16 protein-coding genes are annotated in these 15,732 nt (G+C 58.4%); 4 read left to right on the top strand and 12 right to left on the bottom strand.

The genetic code is table 11. The annotated features are described in order from the left end of the window. Nucleotides 1-84 precede the first annotated feature (84 nt). Complete coding sequence (locus ACTWLJ_RS27125; RefSeq protein ID WP_445179197.1) at nt 85-1,017, top strand: lipid A biosynthesis lauroyl acyltransferase; 933 nt, start codon at nt 85-87, stop codon at nt 1,015-1,017. Nucleotides 1,018-1,052: 35 nt separating this feature from the next. Continuing rightward, nucleotides 1,053-2,225 (top strand): patatin-like phospholipase family protein, encoded by a 1,173-nt coding sequence (locus tag ACTWLJ_RS27120; protein WP_445179196.1) that lies wholly within the window; start codon nt 1,053-1,055, stop codon nt 2,223-2,225. A 137-nt stretch (nt 2,226-2,362) separates the two neighbouring features. Here ACTWLJ_RS27120 and ACTWLJ_RS27115 read toward each other — a convergent pair whose 3' ends face one another. From ACTWLJ_RS27115 to puuE, 9 genes are all read right to left on the bottom strand, one after another. Next, nucleotides 2,363-3,148 carry an outer membrane protein OmpK gene (locus ACTWLJ_RS27115; protein WP_226500380.1) on the bottom strand — a complete coding sequence of 262 codons (786 nt, stop codon included), beginning with the start codon at nt 3,146-3,148 and terminating at the stop codon, nt 2,363-2,365. After that, nucleotides 3,145-3,522 (bottom strand): hypothetical protein, encoded by a 378-nt coding sequence (locus ACTWLJ_RS27110; protein ID WP_401221181.1) that lies wholly within the window; start codon nt 3,520-3,522, stop codon nt 3,145-3,147. Before ACTWLJ_RS27110 ends, ACTWLJ_RS27115 begins: the two co-directional genes overlap by 4 nt. 1 nt (nt 3,523) lies before the next feature. Next, nucleotides 3,524-4,309: an outer membrane protein OmpK gene (locus ACTWLJ_RS27105; RefSeq protein ID WP_445179195.1), complete on the bottom strand. Its 786-nt coding sequence runs from the start codon at nt 4,307-4,309 to the stop codon at nt 3,524-3,526. Nucleotides 4,310-4,466: 157 nt separating this feature from the next. Beyond that, complete coding sequence (locus ACTWLJ_RS27100) at nt 4,467-5,825, bottom strand: nucleobase:cation symporter-2 family protein (protein WP_445179194.1); 1,359 nt, start codon at nt 5,823-5,825, stop codon at nt 4,467-4,469. A 315-nt stretch (nt 5,826-6,140) separates the two neighbouring features. Next, entirely contained in the window at nt 6,141-7,445 is a 1,305-nt protein-coding gene (locus tag ACTWLJ_RS27095; protein WP_445179193.1) for a urate hydroxylase PuuD, read from the bottom strand. A gap of 50 nt (nt 7,446-7,495) precedes the next feature. Further along, nucleotides 7,496-7,999 (bottom strand): ureidoglycolate lyase, encoded by a 504-nt coding sequence (locus ACTWLJ_RS27090; RefSeq protein ID WP_445181425.1) that lies wholly within the window; start codon nt 7,997-7,999, stop codon nt 7,496-7,498. A gap of 119 nt (nt 8,000-8,118) precedes the next feature. Continuing rightward, nucleotides 8,119-9,114, bottom strand: coding sequence for an allantoicase (gene alc / locus ACTWLJ_RS27085; protein ID WP_445179192.1), 996 nt, complete (start codon nt 9,112-9,114; stop codon nt 8,119-8,121). Between the two features lie 87 nt (nt 9,115-9,201). After that, nucleotides 9,202-9,717, bottom strand: coding sequence for a 2-oxo-4-hydroxy-4-carboxy-5-ureidoimidazoline decarboxylase (gene uraD / locus ACTWLJ_RS27080; protein WP_401220203.1), 516 nt, complete (start codon nt 9,715-9,717; stop codon nt 9,202-9,204). Then, a complete protein-coding gene (gene puuE, locus ACTWLJ_RS27075; protein WP_401220205.1) occupies nt 9,714-10,640 on the bottom strand; it encodes an allantoinase PuuE in 927 nt (308 codons plus the stop codon). Before puuE ends, uraD begins: the two co-directional genes overlap by 4 nt. 426 nt (nt 10,641-11,066) lie before the next feature. Here puuE and uraH point away from each other — a divergent pair, with 426 nt between their 5' ends. Next, entirely contained in the window at nt 11,067-11,420 is a 354-nt protein-coding gene (uraH, locus tag ACTWLJ_RS27070) for a hydroxyisourate hydrolase (protein ID WP_010456673.1), read from the top strand. 193 nt (nt 11,421-11,613) lie between these two features. Here the strand turns inward: uraH and ACTWLJ_RS27065 are convergent, their stop codons facing one another. From ACTWLJ_RS27065 to ACTWLJ_RS27055, 3 genes are all read right to left on the bottom strand, one after another. Beyond that, nucleotides 11,614-12,240 (bottom strand): LysE family translocator, encoded by a 627-nt coding sequence (locus tag ACTWLJ_RS27065; protein ID WP_401220209.1) that lies wholly within the window; start codon nt 12,238-12,240, stop codon nt 11,614-11,616. Between the two features lie 91 nt (nt 12,241-12,331). Further along, the gene (locus tag ACTWLJ_RS27060; protein WP_401220211.1) at nt 12,332-13,681 is read right to left on the bottom strand and encodes an NCS2 family permease; all 1,350 of its coding nucleotides are present in this window, start codon (nt 13,679-13,681) and stop codon (nt 12,332-12,334) included. A gap of 283 nt (nt 13,682-13,964) precedes the next feature. Then, on the bottom strand, nt 13,965-14,411 hold the full coding sequence (locus ACTWLJ_RS27055; protein WP_445179191.1) for a MarR family winged helix-turn-helix transcriptional regulator: 447 nt from the start codon (nt 14,409-14,411) through the stop codon (nt 13,965-13,967). Nucleotides 14,412-14,493: 82 nt separating this feature from the next. Here ACTWLJ_RS27055 and ACTWLJ_RS27050 point away from each other — a divergent pair, with 82 nt between their 5' ends. After that, nucleotides 14,494-15,660: an aminotransferase-like domain-containing protein gene (locus ACTWLJ_RS27050; RefSeq protein WP_445179190.1), complete on the top strand. Its 1,167-nt coding sequence runs from the start codon at nt 14,494-14,496 to the stop codon at nt 15,658-15,660. The last annotated feature ends 72 nt before the right edge of the window (nt 15,661-15,732 follow it).

Raw genomic sequence — 15,732 nt, 5'->3', positions numbered from 1 at the left:
GAGACTTATAACGAGAACGCCCGCCAGCCGCAAGCCGGCTCGAACGATGTAGAATGCGCGGCCACTGTATTTACGGAAGCTTTAATGGATCGCCCGCGTTTTCGAAGAGCATTTCTTTCTCCACGCTTCTGGCCGCTCTGGTGCGGTCTGGGGCTTTTGTGGCTGATCGTGCAGCTGCCGTATTCGGTTTTGCTGACCATCGGTCGATTTTTGGGTGCATTGATGTATCGCGTCGCCGGCGACCGGCGGCGCATTGCCAAGCGCAATCTCGAATTGTGCTTCCCGGAGAAATCCGCCGCCGAGCGCAAACGGCTGCTCAAGGAAAACTTCGCCTCGACCGGTATCGCCTTTTTCGAGATGGCGATGAGCTGGTGGTGGTCGCGTGAGCGTCTGGCGAAACTGGCTCACGTTGAAGGTCTGGAGCATTTGCAGAAAGCCCAGCGCGAAGGCAAGGGCGTGATCCTGATGGCGGCGCATTTCACCACGCTGGAAATCGGCGCGGCGTTGCTCGGTCAGCAGCACACCATCGACGGTATGTACCGCGAGCACAAAAATCCGTTGTTCGACTTTGTTCAGCGGCGTGGCCGCGAGCGGCACAATCTCGATTCACTGGCGGTGGAACGCGACGACGTGCGCGGGATGCTCAAGCTGCTGCGGTCGGGCCGGGCGATCTGGTATGCGCCGGATCAGGACTACGGCGCCAAGCAAAGTATCTTCGTGCCGCTGTTCGGGATTCAGGCGGCGACAGTCACCGCGACTACCAAGTTTGCCCGACTGGGCAAAGCGCTGGTGGTGCCGTTCACTCAGGAGCGTCTGGCTGACGGCAGCGGTTATCGATTGACGATTCACCCGCCGCTGGAAGATTTCCCCGGCGAGACCGAAGAGGCTGATTGCATCCGCATCAACCAATGGGTAGAAAGTGCCCTGCGTGCCTGTCCGGAGCAATACCTGTGGGCGCATCGGCGGTTCAAGAGCCGTCCACCGGGCGAGCCGAAGTTGTACGCCAAACGCGGGTGATTGCCGCGTCCCTTTAAGCACCATGGAGTGTTGCGATGAGCCCAGCTGAACCGGTCACAGGTTTGATTCTTTCCGGCGGCGGGGCTCGGGCGGCGTATCAGGTGGGAGTGCTGGCGGCGATTGCCGAATTGCTGCCATTGGGCGCGGACAATCCGTTTCCGGTGATTGTCGGCACCTCGGCCGGGGCGATCAATGCGGTCAGTCTGGCCAGCGGCGCCACCGATTTTCGCGCCGCCATCGAGCGTCTGACACTGTTCTGGCAAGGCTTTCGCAGCCACCGCGTGCTGCGCAGCGACTGGCCCGGGGTAATCCGTCAGGCCAGCCGTTTTGTCAGCCACAGTCTGCTGGGTATGGGCCGGCATATGCCGGTGGCTTTGCTCAACAGTTCGCCACTGCGCGATCTGCTCAACGAAAAACTGCACATGCCCGGCATCGCCGAGTCGATTGCGCGCAAGCAATTGCATGCGGTGGCGGTGACCGCGTTCGGCTATGAGTCGGGGCAAGCGGTGACGTTCTATCAGGGCGGCGGCACCATTGATGCGTGGTTGCGGCACCGCCGAATCGGTGTGCCGACGCAATTGTCGGTGGATCATCTGCTGGCCAGTTCGGCGATTCCGCTGTTGTTCGCCCCGGTGAAAATCGGCGAGGAATATTTTGGCGACGGTGCGGTGCGCCAGTCAGCGCCGATCAGCCCGGCATTGCACCTTGGCGCCAGTCGAGTGTTGGTGGTGGGGGTCAGCGGCAATCCGCGCGGCGTCGATCCTCAGCAGCCGCTGGAGCGCACTTACACCGGTCAGCAGCCGACGCTGGCGCAGATCGGCGGGCACATGCTCAACAGTACGTTCATTGACAGCCTCGAAAGCGATATCGAGTTGTTGCAGCGCTTGAATCAGTTCAGCCATCTGATGCCCGCAGGCACGCCGACGCGTGAGCTGGGTGTGGCGCCGGTGGAGGTGCTGGTGATTTCGCCGAGTCAGCCGATCGATGAGATCGCGGCGCGGCATCGGCAGGAGTTGCCGGCAGCGTTGCGCTTGTTTTTGCGCGGGCCGGGGGCGACCAAGACCAGTGGGGCGGGGGTGTTGAGTTATCTGTTGTTCGAGTCGGGGTATTGCAGCGAGTTGATCGACCTGGGGCGGCGCGATGCGTTGGCCAAGCGCGATGAGCTGTGCCGGTTTCTCGGGATTGGCGAGGCGCTGGTTCCAGCCTGATATGAGTGGCGCTGCAATCGCTGGCAGGCCAGCTCCCACAGGTTTCTGGGTGAACACAATAGTTGTGCGCGACACAAAACCCTGTGGGAGCTGGCTTGCCAGCGATGGCGTCCTTGCAGACGCCACTTACAGCAGCATCAGAAGTGGAACTTCACCAGGAAGCTGGTCACGTTCTGATTGGTGGTGAAGCCACGGGAGTCTTCGATCCCGTATTTGTCTTTCCAGTAGTCGTACTCAACACCGACGTACAACTGCTTCTCGCCGAAATGCAGCGCCTTGCCCAGGTCGTATTTGACCTGTGGGTTGAAGTGCAGGTTGGCGTGGTACTCGCCTTTGTTGTTGACGTCGTTGTCGACGACCCAGTCCATGTAACCATCGATCAGCACGTTCGAGCTGCCGACCGGGATGGTGTAGGACCAGACCGGAGTGATCTGCCAGACGTTGTCACCCGGACGCGAACTGTCGGTGTGGCGCTGGTAGAAGTTCAACTGGAAGTAGTCGAAGCCCGGGATCGCCAGATCGAAGCCTGGACCGATCAGGTACGACTCGACGTCGCCTTCACCGAACTCGTACGTCATGGCCAGCAATACGTCTTTGATCGGGCCGAATTCGATCTTCTGGTCGAGCACCTTGCCCAGCGAGATGCGTGGCTGGAACTCGCCGTAGTAGGTGTTGTTGCCGACGCCGCCGTCTGGCTTGCCGTTGTAGAAGATCTTGTCGACGAACAGGAAGTTGTCCCCATACTTCCACGCATCGGCGTGCTCGAAGGTGACGGTCTGCTGGATCGCAGGGTTGACCTTGAAATCTTTACCGTAGAGGTAGGTCAGGCTGTTGTTCTGCCATTGCAGCAGGCCATCGGCCATGGCCTGGCCGCCGGCCAGCATCGATCCCGCGAGCATCAGGCTGGTGCACATACGTTTCATTCGGTTGCTCCCAAAAAGTAGGTGGTTCCACGTTTATTTTTTTTAAGATCGGCGCTCTGGTGTGGCGCCTTTTTTCTATTGCAAAAGTCATCCGATCGGTCAGCTTCAGTGCTGTTAGCAAAAGCTGAGCCAAGGCTTTGAAAAAACCAAAAAACGCCCGTCCGGCTGTTGAAAAACAGTCGAATGAGCGTTTTTTCGGGATGCCTTGATTCTGAACGAGGCCGGGATAAGTTGGCCAGCCGGTCAGGAATTAAATCCGGGCTTTTTTTTAAACCGGATTTCGACGGCCGCGGAGAATACTGACTCAGCGGCCAAGCCTCAAGTGCCCCGCAACAGAGCACCGACGACAGGTATGGGGCACGGTTGCGGGTCATCTTAGAAGTGCACCTTCACCAGCAGGCTGGCGGTGTTCTGATTGGTGTCGAGGTTGTGGCTGGTTTCGACGCCATATTTGTTCTTCCAGTAGCTGTACTCGGTGCCGACGTACAACTGCTTCTGACTCCAGCCCAGGGCTTTGCCCAAGTCATATTTGATCTGCGGATTGATGTGCAGGTTGGCGTGGTAAGTGCCGCGCGAGTTCTCGTCGTTGTCGACGACCCAGTCGAGGTAGCCGTCGATCAGCACATCGGAATTGCCCAGCGGAAAGCTGTAGGACCAGCCCGGAGTGATCTGCCAGACGCCATCGCCGGGGCGCGGGCCTTCGGTCTGGCGGCGGAAGATGTTCAGGGTGACGTAATTGAAGCCCGGCACTTTCAGGTCGAAACCGGGGCCGATCAGGTAGGCCTCGCTTTCACCTTCGCCGTACTCGTAGGTCATCGCCAGCAGTACGTCCTTGATCGGGCCGAACTCGATTTTCTGATCGAAGATCTTGCCGAACGAGAAGCGCGGGGTGAATTCACCGTAGAAGGTGTGAGGACCTTTATTGCGGTCTTCCTGGCCGTTGTAGAAGATTTTGTCGACGAACAGAAAATTGTCGCCGTACTTCCACTTGTCGGCATGCTCGAACGTCACCGTCTGCTGGATCGACGGGTTGATCGCGAAGTTCTTGCCGTACAGGTAACTCAGGCTGTTGGTCTGCCAAAGCAATAAATCGCCAGCCATGGCCTGACTCGCGGCCAGCAGGCCGCCACCTAACAGAGCGTTTGTCTGTGTGCGAATCATCTGTTGCTCCCTCTTGTTTTTATTGTTTGAGGCGCAAAGCTGCTATCCCTGTAGGAGTGAGCCTGCTCGCGAAGAGGGCGTGTCAGTCGCCATAACTGTTGAATGACACAACGCTTGCGCGAGCAGGCTCGCTCCTACAGGTTTTGTGGTGACTTCATTAGTGCTGGTGCGCCTGGCAGTCGTTGATGGCGGCGCGTTCGGCGCCACCGAGAATGTTGAACAGCAGGTTCAGCGTCAGTGCGCTGAGGGTCGCCATGGCGATACCGCTGTGGGTGATCGGGCTCATCCAGAGTGGCAGGTGAGCGAAGAACTCCGGACGTACCACCGGAATCAGGCCCATGCCGATGCTCACTGCCACCAGCAATTGATTGCGACGGTCACCGATGTCGGCTTCCTGCAGGATCTTGATCCCGGTCGCCGCGACCATGCCGAACATCGCAATCGCTGCGCCGCCGAGCACTGCCGGTGGAATCGACGCCACGAGGAACGCCGCTTTCGGCAGCAGACTCAGCACGATCAGCAAGCCACCGGCGACGATGGTCACCGAGCGGCAGCGCACGCCGGTCATCTGTACCAGACCAATGTTCTGGGCGAACGAGGAGTGAGTGAAGGTGTTGAAGAAGCCGGCGAAAAACGATGCCGCCGCGTCACACATCAAGCCGCGACGCAGCATACGCGGGCAGACGTCCTGACCGGTGATCTTGCCCAGCGCCAGAAACATCCCGGTGGACTCGACGAAGATAATCACCACTACCAGACACATCGACAGGATCGGCGCGAGTTCGAATTTCGGCATGCCGAAATGCAGCGGGGTGACGAATTGCACCCATGGCGCGTTGGCCATGCCGCTCAGATCAACCATGCCGATGACACCGCAGAGCAGGTAACCAAAGCACATGCCGATCAGTACGGAAATATTGACCCAGAAACCGCGCATGAAGCGGTGCACCAAGAGGATGGTGCCCAATACCAGTGCAGCGATGCCCAGGTAAATTGGCGAGCCGAACTGACTGGCAGCGGCACCGCCACCGGCCCAGTTAACAGCCACGGGGAATAACGATAAACCGATCGAGGTGATGACCGTACCGGTCACCAGCGGCGGGAAGAAGCGGACGACTTTGGACATGAACGGCGCGATGATCATGCCGAAGAATCCGGCAGCGATGGTGGCGCCGAATATTCCTTGCAGACCGATACCGGGCATGCCGGCCATGGCGACCATGCTGCCTACCGCAGCAAAACTGGCGCCCATCATCACTGGCATACGAATGCCCATCGGGCCGATACCAAGTGATTGAACGATGGTGGCGATACCGGCGACCAACAGGTCGGCGTTGATCAGGAAGGCAATTTCTTCACGACTCAGGCCAGCGGCCTGTCCAATGATCAGCGGAACCGCGATGGCACCACCGTACATCAGCAGAACATGTTGCAAACCGACCAGGATCAGTTGCAAAAGGGGCAAACGCTGAATGGCGGGTGCGTCGGGGATGCGCGCTTTGGACAGCTCGGACATGCAACACCTCGGATCTTTTTTATTCTTGTGATTAACAGCTGCCGGGTTGCTGGCAGCTGTTTCTTTGCATCATTCATCTGTGTAGTCAGGGAGTTTGCTGTTGCCAGATGGCTTACTGTGGCGAGGGGATTTATCCCCGCTCGGCGGCGAAGCCGTCGCAAACCCGGCTAGCGCGATCCATCTGATGGTCGCGATCACAGGTTTTGGGGCTACTTCGTAACCCAACGGGGATAAATCCCCTCACCACAGTAATTCCTTCAACACAACCAAATCCCTACACAACAAAAGCCTGCTATTCACAGGCTTTTGTGTGGCTTAGTTGGTCTGGGCTCCCTGCACAATCCACGCACCGATCAGGTCACGTTCCTGCTGGGTCATCTGTGTGATGTTGCCCAGTGGCATGATCTGGCTGGTGACGGCTTGTGCCTGAATCCGCGCCGCGTTCTGGCGGATCTGATCCGGGGTGTCAAACATCACACCGGCAGGGGCCGCGCTGAACAACGGGCTGGTTGGTTTGGCCGAATGGCAAACCGCGCAGCGTTCCTGGATTACCGAGTGCACCTTGTCGAAAGCAGGACCGGCGTTGGACGCTTGGGCCGGTGCTGCGGCAGGGGCTGCCGGTTGTGCTGCTTCAGCCGGTTTCGCGCCACCGCCCAGTGCCGTTTCCGGCAGCGGTTGGTACTCGATTTTCGCTGGAGCCTTGGCCACTTCCGGAGCGGTCGACATCGGCGTCGGGCCGGTGACGTACGCCAGAGTGATCATGCCCACTGCTGCAACAGGCAGGGTCCAGGCGAACTTGTGGCTGTCGTGACGGGTGTTGAAGTAGTGACGCACCAACACGGCCAGCACCGCGATCCCGGCCAGGATCAGCCAGTTGTATTGGCTGCCGTAAGTGCTCGGGAAGTGGTTGCTGATCATGATGAACAGCACTGGCAAGGTGAAGTAGTTGTTGTGACGCGAACGCAGCAGACCTTTGGCCGGCAGCGCAGGGTCAGGCGTGCGGTTCTCGGCAATCGCCGCTACCAGTGCGCGTTGCGCCGGCATGATGATGCGGAACACGTTACCGACCATGATGGTGCCGATGATCGCGCCGACGTGCAGGTAAGCACCACGTCCGCTGAACACCTTGCTGAAGCCGTAGGCCGCGCCGATGATCAGGACGAACAGGATGAAACCGAGCAGGGCAGGGCGTTTGCCCAGAGCCGAGTCGCACAGGAAGGAGTAGATGAACCAGCCGAGGAACAGCGAGCCGATACCGATGGCCACGCCTTCAGGGCCGCTCAAGGTGCTGCCCGGAGCCAGCAGGTAAAGCGTTGGATTGGAGTAGAACACCACGCACAGCAGCGCAATACCCGACATCCAGGTGAAGTAGGCTTCCCACTTGAACCAATGCAGGTTGTCCGGCATCGACGGTGGAGCCAGTTTGTATTTTTCCAGGTGATAGATACCACCGCCGTGGATCGCCCACAGGTCACCGGCCAGGCCGGTTTTCGGGTTGACGCGGTTGAGGTTGTTCTCCAGCCAGACGAAGTAGAACGACGCGCCGATCCAGGCCACGCCAGTAATCATGTGAACCCAGCGTACGCTCAGGTTCAGCCATTCCAACAGATGTGCTTCCACAGTCTTTACCTCTCGCCTGTCACTCTGTTGTCGAGTGATCAGACCTTCTCTTATTGGTGGGGGGCGAGGACCAAACGCTCTTCCTCTTTGAAAAAATGCTCATCGCAGTTATTGCCTGTGCCACTGCGATCAACCACCAGGAAGTCATCCCGCTTTTCGATCGTCAGCACCGGATGGTGCCAAACGCCGCGATGGTAATTGATGCCCTGCCTGCCGTTGGTGACGAAGGCGCGGACCAAACCTGATACAGGTTCATCGCCAACTGGCGCGACCACGATCAGAAAGGGGTTGCCGAGCAGCGGAATGAAAGCCTGGCTGCCCAGCGGATGGCGTTCCAGCATGCAAACGGTCAGCGGCATGTCCTGCGCGTCGGCGCGGAAGATGCTGATGATCGCGTTGTCCTCCGGCGTAGCGGTTTCGACCGTCGCCAGTTTGTGGAAGCGCATGGTCGAACCGTTGTTGATCATGAAGTGATCGCTGCCGTCGGTTTCGATGACATCACCGAAAGGGGCGAAGGCTTCTTTGGTCAGCGGTTCAATCGTCAATGTGCGCATGCTGTTCTTCTTATCCGAATTCTGTGTTGACTGTGCTGACGCCTTCGCGAGCAAGCTCGCTCCCACATTTGGAATGCAATCCCCTGTGGGAGCCAGCCTGCTGGCGATCGGGTTCAACCTTATTTAGCGACCTTGCCGAGGACGCGCAGGCGACTTACACCACCATCCGGGAACACGTTCAGACGGATGTGGGTGATCGGGCCCAGTGCCTTGATCTGCTCGACGAAGGTGTGTTCGGCGTGCATTTCCAGTTTCTGGCTTGGCAGCAGATCGCGCCAGAACAGCGACTGGGTTTCGATCTGGCTGTCAGTGCCGCCCTTGACGAACGCGCCCTGGATCGAGCAAGTGTCCGGGTAGTTGCCTTTGAAGTGCAGGGTGTCGACGACGATTTTTTCGATCTCGCCCGGGTGACCCAGCGCGACGATGACCCAGTCATTGCCTGGCGTACGACGACGTGCAGTTTCCCAGCCGTCGCCCATGTTGATGCCACGGCCCGGGTTGAGGATGTTGCTCATGCGGCCGAAGTGTTCGTCGGAGCAGGCGAGGGCGCGGCCACCATTCAGGGCTGCTGCCAGATCGACTTGCTCGTTGTCGCCAACAGCCGACCAGTCGCGGTGCGGTACGCCGTACACGCGCAGACGGGCAACACCGCCGTCCGGGTAAATGTTGAAGCGCAGGTGGCTGAAAGCCTTGTCGTTGCTGACTTCGTGGTAGTGGTGGCTGTTGCCCTGCAGCTCGACGGCCGACAGCACTTCAGTCCACTGGGTGTTTTCGTCCGGCTCGCCCGAGGCCAGGAAGCACGCTTCCAGAGAGGCCGATGGCGGGAAGTTGCCGGTGAAGAATGAGGTGTCGATGTCCACGCCTTTGATCGAACCCGGTACGCCCAGGCGGATTACCGCGCTGTCGTAGCCTTCGAAGCGCTTGCGACGCGATTCCCAGCCGTCCATCCACTTGCCGTTGTCATCGAACACGCCCTCCTTCCATACGGCCGGGGTCGGTTGGAACAGACGATTGGCGTCTGCGAACCAGTCATCGGTGACCGAAATGATCTTGGTGCCCAGACGGGCATCGGCCAGGTTGACGAACTTCTCGAAAGGTACGGCGTAAGCTTTCATTCTTCTTGTCTGCCTTTAAATAAGTGGCTTGGGATGCTTACGAGGCCCTGGGTGCTCTCCGCGTTTGATGCACTCGGGCCAGGCTTGCTAAAGAGTCAGTAAACGGAACAGGGCAATCTTGTTGATCTCCGCCAGCGCGCACTTGAACTCGGTTTCTACCGAATTATTAATGCGCGTTTCGAACGCCGCGAGGATCTGATGCCGGTTGCTGCCTTTTACCGCCATGATGAAGGGAAACTTGAACTTGGCTTTGTAGGCGTCGTTCAGCTCGGTGAAGCGCTGGAACTCTTCGGCCGTGCATTGGTGAATACCGGCGCCAGCCTGTTCATTGGTGCTGGCTTCGGTCAACTGGCCCTGGACGGCAGCTTTGCCGGCCAGGTCCGGGTGAGCGTTGATCAGGGCAAGCTGGCTTGCATGATCGGCGCTCAACAGGATGTCGCTCATGCGCTGGTGCAGGGTTTCGATCTCGTCGATCGATGCGTCCTGGCCCAGGTCGAAGGCCTTTTCGGCCACCCATGGCGAATGTTCGTAGATGTCGGCGAAAGCTTTGACGAAGGCGTCGCGGCTCAGGGTCGACGGTTTCAGGGTTTGAAAGGTGCTCATTTGGCGGCCCCTTGGTACGGGTGGGTTTCGTGCCAGTGACGTGCGATGTCGACGCGACGGCTGAACCACACCTGTTCATGACTTTTGGCGTATTCGATGAAGCGCTTGAGTGAAGCGATGCGACCCGGGCGACCGATCAGGCGGCAGTGCAGACCGATCGAAAGCATTTTCGGGGCTTCGGCACCTTCGGCGTACAGCACGTCGAATGCGTCTTTGAGGTATTCGAAGAAATCGTCACCCTTGTTGAAACCTTGCACCTGAGTGAAGCGCATGTCATTGGTGTCCAGTGTGTACGGGATCACCAGGTGCGGCTTGCCAGTCGGGTTGTTCGGTTCCCAGTAGGGCAGGTCGTCGTCGTAGGTGTCGCAGTCGTAGAGGAAACCGCCTTCTTCCATCACCAGCTTACGGGTGTGCGGGCCGGTGCGACCGGTGTACCAGCCCAGCGGACGTTCGCCGGTGAGTTCGGTGAGGATGCGGATCGCTTCGAGCATGTGCTCGCGTTCCTGCGCTTCATCCATGTACTGATAGTCGATCCAGCGATAACCGTGGCTGCAGATCTCGTGACCGGCTTCGACCATTGCGCGGATCACATCCGGATGGCGCTGCGCGGCCATGGCCACGGCGAAGATGGTCAGCGGAATGTCGAATTCCTTGAACAGTTTCAGAATCCGCCACACGCCGGCACGGCTGCCATACTCGTAAAGCGATTCCATGCTCATGTTGCGCGCGCCTTGTAGCGGCTGAGCGGCAACCATTTCCGAGAGGAACGCTTCCGATTCTTTGTCACCGTGCAGGATGTTGCGCTCGCCGCCTTCTTCGTAATTGAGTACGAAGGACAGGGCAACGCGGGCATTGCCCGGCCAGTGTGGGTGAGGAGGGTTACTGCCGTAACCGATCAGGTCGCGTGGGTAGTCAGCGCTCACTGCAGTCTTCCTTCTTATTCGTGACGACTTGTTCAAGGTCAGATGGGTGTGACGGGCTGGCGTCACAGCGATGGGCTGATTGTATACAACTTTAATCTGATTTTGTAAGCCTGAATTTTCGCATTTTTCACCGACTGTCATCTTTTACTGTTAAGGACGTAGCCTGCAAGAAACCTGCCTGACCAGTCAGCTAATGGTTAAAGGGTTCAATGCTTATATGGTTTGACGGTGATTCAGGAGGAAATCCCCGGATGGCGGGGGTAATGCGAAAAATGTCGTTTTTATTGTGTACAATTTTTTTGAAAAGTGTCTTAATCAGTCGCTCGCCGCAGCTTTTCGTGCTCCGAAACGGTGCGGTCTCCTTTTTAACTGACTTCGGGAGGCGCGAAGTCTGACTGCTTCCACGCAGGCAGGCGCGCAGAATCAATGGGACGTTTGACTACACACGTTTTGGACGCTGCACACGGTTGCCCGGGCAGTTCGATCAAGGTCGAGCTGTACCGCGTTGAAGGTTCGCAACTGGAATTGGTCGCCAGTGCGATTACCAACAGCGATGGCCGGGTCGATGCACCGCTGCTGCAAGGCGATGACTACCGTTCCGGGGTTTATCAGGTTCAGTTCCATGCGGGCGATTACTACCGCGCCCGTGGCGTACAACTGCCGGAGCCGGCGTTCCTCGATGTAGTGGTGCTGCGTTTCGGCATCTCTGCAGAACAGGATCACTACCATGTGCCCCTGCTGATATCGCCGTACAGCTATTCCACGTACCGGGGCAGCTGACCCCCAAGCGGCTGCCCCCACCGGGAAGCGACTGCGCATATAGCTTCTTTGGTCTTTCGCCCGCTCACACTGCGGGCTTTTTTTCGTCTTGAGAAAAGTGGTGTCTGGTCTGAAGCCATCGCGAGCAAGCTCGCTCCCACAGGAGAATGCATTCCAACTGTGGGAGCTAGCCTGCTAGCGATGCTTTTTGCTCTTAGCGGCTCAACAGCGAAGCAGCACCGGCACCACTGAACAACCCGGCACTGATCCGGTTGAACCAGCTCTGCCCCTTGCCGCTACGCAGATAGCGCGCCGCACCGTGCGCACCCAGCCCGTAAGCCAGCTTGCAGCACAGGTCGAGCACGGTCCAGGTGGCGATCATGATCAGCAACTGCGGCAGGAACGGCTGTTCGGCGCTGAGGAACTGCGGCAGAAACGCGGCGAAGAACAGAATGTCTTTCGGGTTGCTGGCGCCCAGCACAAACGCGCGGCCGAACAGTGCGCGAAAGCGTGGTACCGGCGCAGCTTGCGGCACTTCTGCGCCAACCGCTGGCTGACGCGATTGCTGCCAGCTCTGCCAGGCGAGGTAGAACAGATACAACGCACCGACGATCTTCAGCGCGCTGAACAGTTGTTCCGACGCCAGCAGCAGTGCGCCAAGCCCCAGCGCCGAAGCACTGAGCAGGCAGATCGAGGCAAACACGCCGCCAAGAAATGCCGGGTAAGAACGGCGCAGACCGTAATTCAGACTGTTGCTGATCATCAGCAAAGACAGTGGCCCCGGAATGAGGATCACCACCAGCGCAGCGCCGCTGAACAGCAGCCAGGTTTCCAGACTCATCACTTTCCTCCTTTTTTTATTGATATCAAGAATGTGCAAAAGCCCCACCCGCGAGGGTGAGGCTGTTTTCAATCGCGTACCGCTTTCGCGTTTACAAGAAGATGAACTTGGCGATGAAGATCGCGCAGAGCACCCACAGGCTCACGGAAATTTCTTTGTACTTGCCGGTGCCGGCCTTCAACGCCACGTAGGTGATGAAGCCCAGTGCGATGCCGTCGGCGACCGAGAAGGTCAGCGGCATCATGATCGCGGTGACGATTGCCGGAATGCTGTCCGTCGCTTCGTCCCACTCGATGTGGGCCATGCCGCCCATCATCAGCATCGCTACATAAATCAGTGCACCAGCGGTGGCGTAGGCGGGAATCATGCCGGCCAGCGGAGCGAAAAACATCGCTGCTATAAATAGCACACCAACGGTGACTGCGGTAAGACCAGTCCGACCACCAGCGGCCACGCCGGCAGCACTTTCTACATAGCTTGTGACCGGTGGCACACCGAGCACTGCACCGAATACGCTGGAAGCACTGTCGGCTTTCATCGCGCGGGAGAGGTTTTCGATGCGGCCGTCAGCGCCGACCAGATTGGCGCGTTGAGCAACACCCATCAGCGTACCGGCGGTGTCGAACATGTGCACAAAGAGGAAGGCCAGCACCACGCTGATCATGCTGACGTTGAACACGCCGGCAACGTTCATCGCCATGAAGGTCGGGGACAGGCTCGGCGGGGCCGACATGATCCCTTCGTAATGCACCAGACCCAGACCCCAACCGGCGAGGGTCACGGTAATGATACTGATGAGGATCGCGCCGAAAACCTTGTGGTAGCTGAGGATCGCGATCATCAGGAAGCAGATGGCGGCGAGCAGCGGGCCAGGTTCGCGCAGGGAACCGAGTTTGATCAGGGTCGCCGGGCTATCGACAACGATGCCGGCGGTTTTCAGGCCGATCAGCCCGAGGAACAACCCGACACCGGCGCCCATCGCAAAGCGCAGGCTGACTGGAATACTGTTCAGCAGCCATTCACGAATCCGCGAGAACGTCAGGATCATGAACAACACCCCGGAGACAAATACCGCACCCAGCGCGGTTTCCCAGTTGTAGCCCATGGTGCCGACCACGGTGTAAGTGAAGAACGCGTTGAGGCCCATGCCCGGTGCCAGACCCACCGGCCAGTTGGCGTACAGGCCCATCAACAGGCAGCCCAGTGCGGCGGCGATACAAGTGGCGACGAACGCCGCACCGTGGTCAATCCCGGCATCGGCCATGATGTTCGGGTTGACGAAGATGATGTAGGCCATGGTGATGAAGGTTGTCAGACCGGCAATCAGCTCGGTCTTCACCGTGGTGCCATGCAAGCTGAGTTTAAAGATGCGCTCCAGCAGGCCACTGCGTAATGGCGGCGAGAGTTCCAGCGTCGATGCTTCGGATTTGCGGCTTTCCACAGCGAGTACTCCTCAAGAGTTTTATTGTTATTTCCAGGACTGGACCCATGAGGGGTGGCAGCAGTCCTTTGAGGCAGACACGAATTTGTTGACCATGCGGTCAGGAACTCGCACGCAGTGGATTATGCTTTTGTGTACAAATAAAGCAAATATTGTTTTTGGTTTTGTTTACGAAAGTTCCGTTGATAGGGATATATCGCCTGTCCGTGCCATCGCCAGCAGGTTTTGTGAACACCGCAAAACCACTGTGGGAGCCAGCCTGCTGGCGATGGGGCCACAACTGTCAATCAATAGCTGCCTGACTGTTCCCCAGCGCCATATTCACCGCCAACCACCCATTCACCGCCGCTTCCCCCGCCTCGGCAAACACCCGCTCCAGCAATTTCACCTGCTCACGCCGCAACGCCTGCTCGAACTTCGCCCCTTCCGTCGTCAATTCCAGCAACCGCTTACGCTTGTCCGTCTCGGACGCAACGCTGTCCACCAGATGCATTTCCTGTAGTTGCCGCAGCGGCATGTTCAGCGCCTGCTTGCTCACACCGAGCAAGGCCAGCAACTCTTTCACACTCAAGTTCGGATAGCGGGCGATGAAAAACACGATGCGTTGATGCACCCGCGACAGCCCGCGTCGCTCAAGCATTTCATCCGCCTTGGCGGTGAATGCCTGATAGCCGAAAAAGAACGCTTCCATCGCCTGCTGTTGGCTGGCGGGATTTTTAAGGTCAATCATGTTGACGCTTCCACTCGAGTTGTCGTAATTTAAGTCAACAAGTTTGACTCATTTTTCACATGCCTCGCTACCGGTGACTTCCATGGCTTTTTCCGAACGTGTCTCGCGCCTTAAAAGTTCTTTGATCCGAGAAATCCTCGCCGCTGCTCAGCGTCCGGAAGTGATGTCGTTCGCCGGTGGCTTGCCGGCCGAAGCCATGTTGCCGAAAGTCGAATGGGCCGACATGCCGCTGTCCATCGGGCAATACGGCATGAGCGAAGGTGAGCCGGCGTTGCGTGAAGCGCTGGCGGCAGAGGCGAGGGCGCTGGGCCTGGCGTGTGAGGCCAGTCAGGTATTGGTGGTCAGCGGTTCCCAGCAGACGCTGGATCTGGCGGCCAAGTTGTACATCGACAAAGGCACCGAAATTCTCCTGGAAGCGCCGACTTATCTGGCGGCATTGCAGATCTTCCAGCTGTTCGGCGCCGAGTGCCTGACCGTGCCGCAAGAAGCCGACGGCCCTAACCTCGCGCAATTGCGCAGTCGTCTGGAACAACATCGCCCGGCGTTTATCTACCTGATCCCGACGTTCCAGAATCCATCCGCCGTGCGCTATAGCGAAGCCAAACGCGCCGCCGTCGCTGCATTGCTCGACGAATTCGGCGTGACGCTGATTGAAGATGAGCCCTACCGCGAGCTGACCTTCGATGGCGGCAGCGCGCAACCGATCGCCGGTCGCCTGAAAAAATCCAGCTGGATCTACACCGGTACCGTGTCAAAAACCTTGCTACCCGGTTTGCGCGTCGGCTACCTGATCGCCAGCCCGGATCTGTTTCCGCATTTGCTCAAGCTCAAGCAATCCGCCGACCTGCACACCAATCGCATCGGCCAGTGGCAGGCCCTGCAATGGATCGGCAGCGAGAAATATCAGCAGCATTTGATTGAGTTGCGCGGCTTTTACCGTGAGCGACGTGATGCGTTTCAACTGGCGCTGGAAAAGCATTTCGCTGATCTGGCGGACTGGAACGTACCGCAGGGCGGGCTGTTTTTCTGGTTGACGCTGAAGCAACCGCTCGACACTCGCACGTTGCTCGATGCGGCATTGGCCAACGATGTGGCGTTCATGCCCGGCGAGCCGTTCTTTCCAGAGCCGGAAAAAAATCTCGGGAATTTGCGCCTGAACTTCAGCCACATCGATCCGGCGCGGCTGGACGAAGGGCTCAAGCGATTGGCGGCGGTGGTGCGAGAGGCGCAGCTGGATAAGGCGGCCTGAAAATGAATAAACCGGCTCAAGGGCCGGTTCATTTTTATCTGAATCTTGTGCTGTCTGTGCAGGCCTCATCGC

The sequence above is a fragment of the Pseudomonas sp. McL0111 genome, from assembly GCF_052567255.1.
The sequence above is the reverse complement of the archived record's forward strand: the minus strand, read 5'-3'. Positions and strand labels throughout refer to the sequence as shown.

What these genes read in the sequence shown, in the direction of transcription:
- ACTWLJ_RS27125 (WP_445179197.1), top strand. Translation starts at nt 85, where the DNA reads ATGGATCGCCCGCGTTTTCGAAGAGCATTTCTTTCTCCACGCTTCTGG.
- ACTWLJ_RS27120 (WP_445179196.1), top strand. Translation starts at nt 1,053, where the DNA reads ATGAGCCCAGCTGAACCGGTCACAGGTTTGATTCTTTCCGGCGGCGGG.
- ACTWLJ_RS27115 (WP_226500380.1), bottom strand. Translation starts at nt 3,148, where the DNA reads ATGAAACGTATGTGCACCAGCCTGATGCTCGCGGGATCGATGCTGGCC.
- ACTWLJ_RS27110 (WP_401221181.1), bottom strand. Translation starts at nt 3,522, where the DNA reads ATGACCCGCAACCGTGCCCCATACCTGTCGTCGGTGCTCTGTTGCGGG.
- ACTWLJ_RS27105 (WP_445179195.1), bottom strand. Translation starts at nt 4,309, where the DNA reads ATGATTCGCACACAGACAAACGCTCTGTTAGGTGGCGGCCTGCTGGCC.
- ACTWLJ_RS27100 (WP_445179194.1), bottom strand. Translation starts at nt 5,825, where the DNA reads ATGTCCGAGCTGTCCAAAGCGCGCATCCCCGACGCACCCGCCATTCAG.
- ACTWLJ_RS27090 (WP_445181425.1), bottom strand. Translation starts at nt 7,999, where the DNA reads ATGCGCACATTGACGATTGAACCGCTGACCAAAGAAGCCTTCGCCCCT.
- alc (WP_445179192.1), bottom strand. Translation starts at nt 9,114, where the DNA reads ATGAAAGCTTACGCCGTACCTTTCGAGAAGTTCGTCAACCTGGCCGAT.
- uraD (WP_401220203.1), bottom strand. Translation starts at nt 9,717, where the DNA reads ATGAGCACCTTTCAAACCCTGAAACCGTCGACCCTGAGCCGCGACGCC.
- uraH (WP_010456673.1), top strand. Translation starts at nt 11,067, where the DNA reads ATGGGACGTTTGACTACACACGTTTTGGACGCTGCACACGGTTGCCCG.
- ACTWLJ_RS27065 (WP_401220209.1), bottom strand. Translation starts at nt 12,240, where the DNA reads ATGAGTCTGGAAACCTGGCTGCTGTTCAGCGGCGCTGCGCTGGTGGTG.
- ACTWLJ_RS27055 (WP_445179191.1), bottom strand. Translation starts at nt 14,411, where the DNA reads ATGATTGACCTTAAAAATCCCGCCAGCCAACAGCAGGCGATGGAAGCG.
- ACTWLJ_RS27050 (WP_445179190.1), top strand. Translation starts at nt 14,494, where the DNA reads ATGGCTTTTTCCGAACGTGTCTCGCGCCTTAAAAGTTCTTTGATCCGA.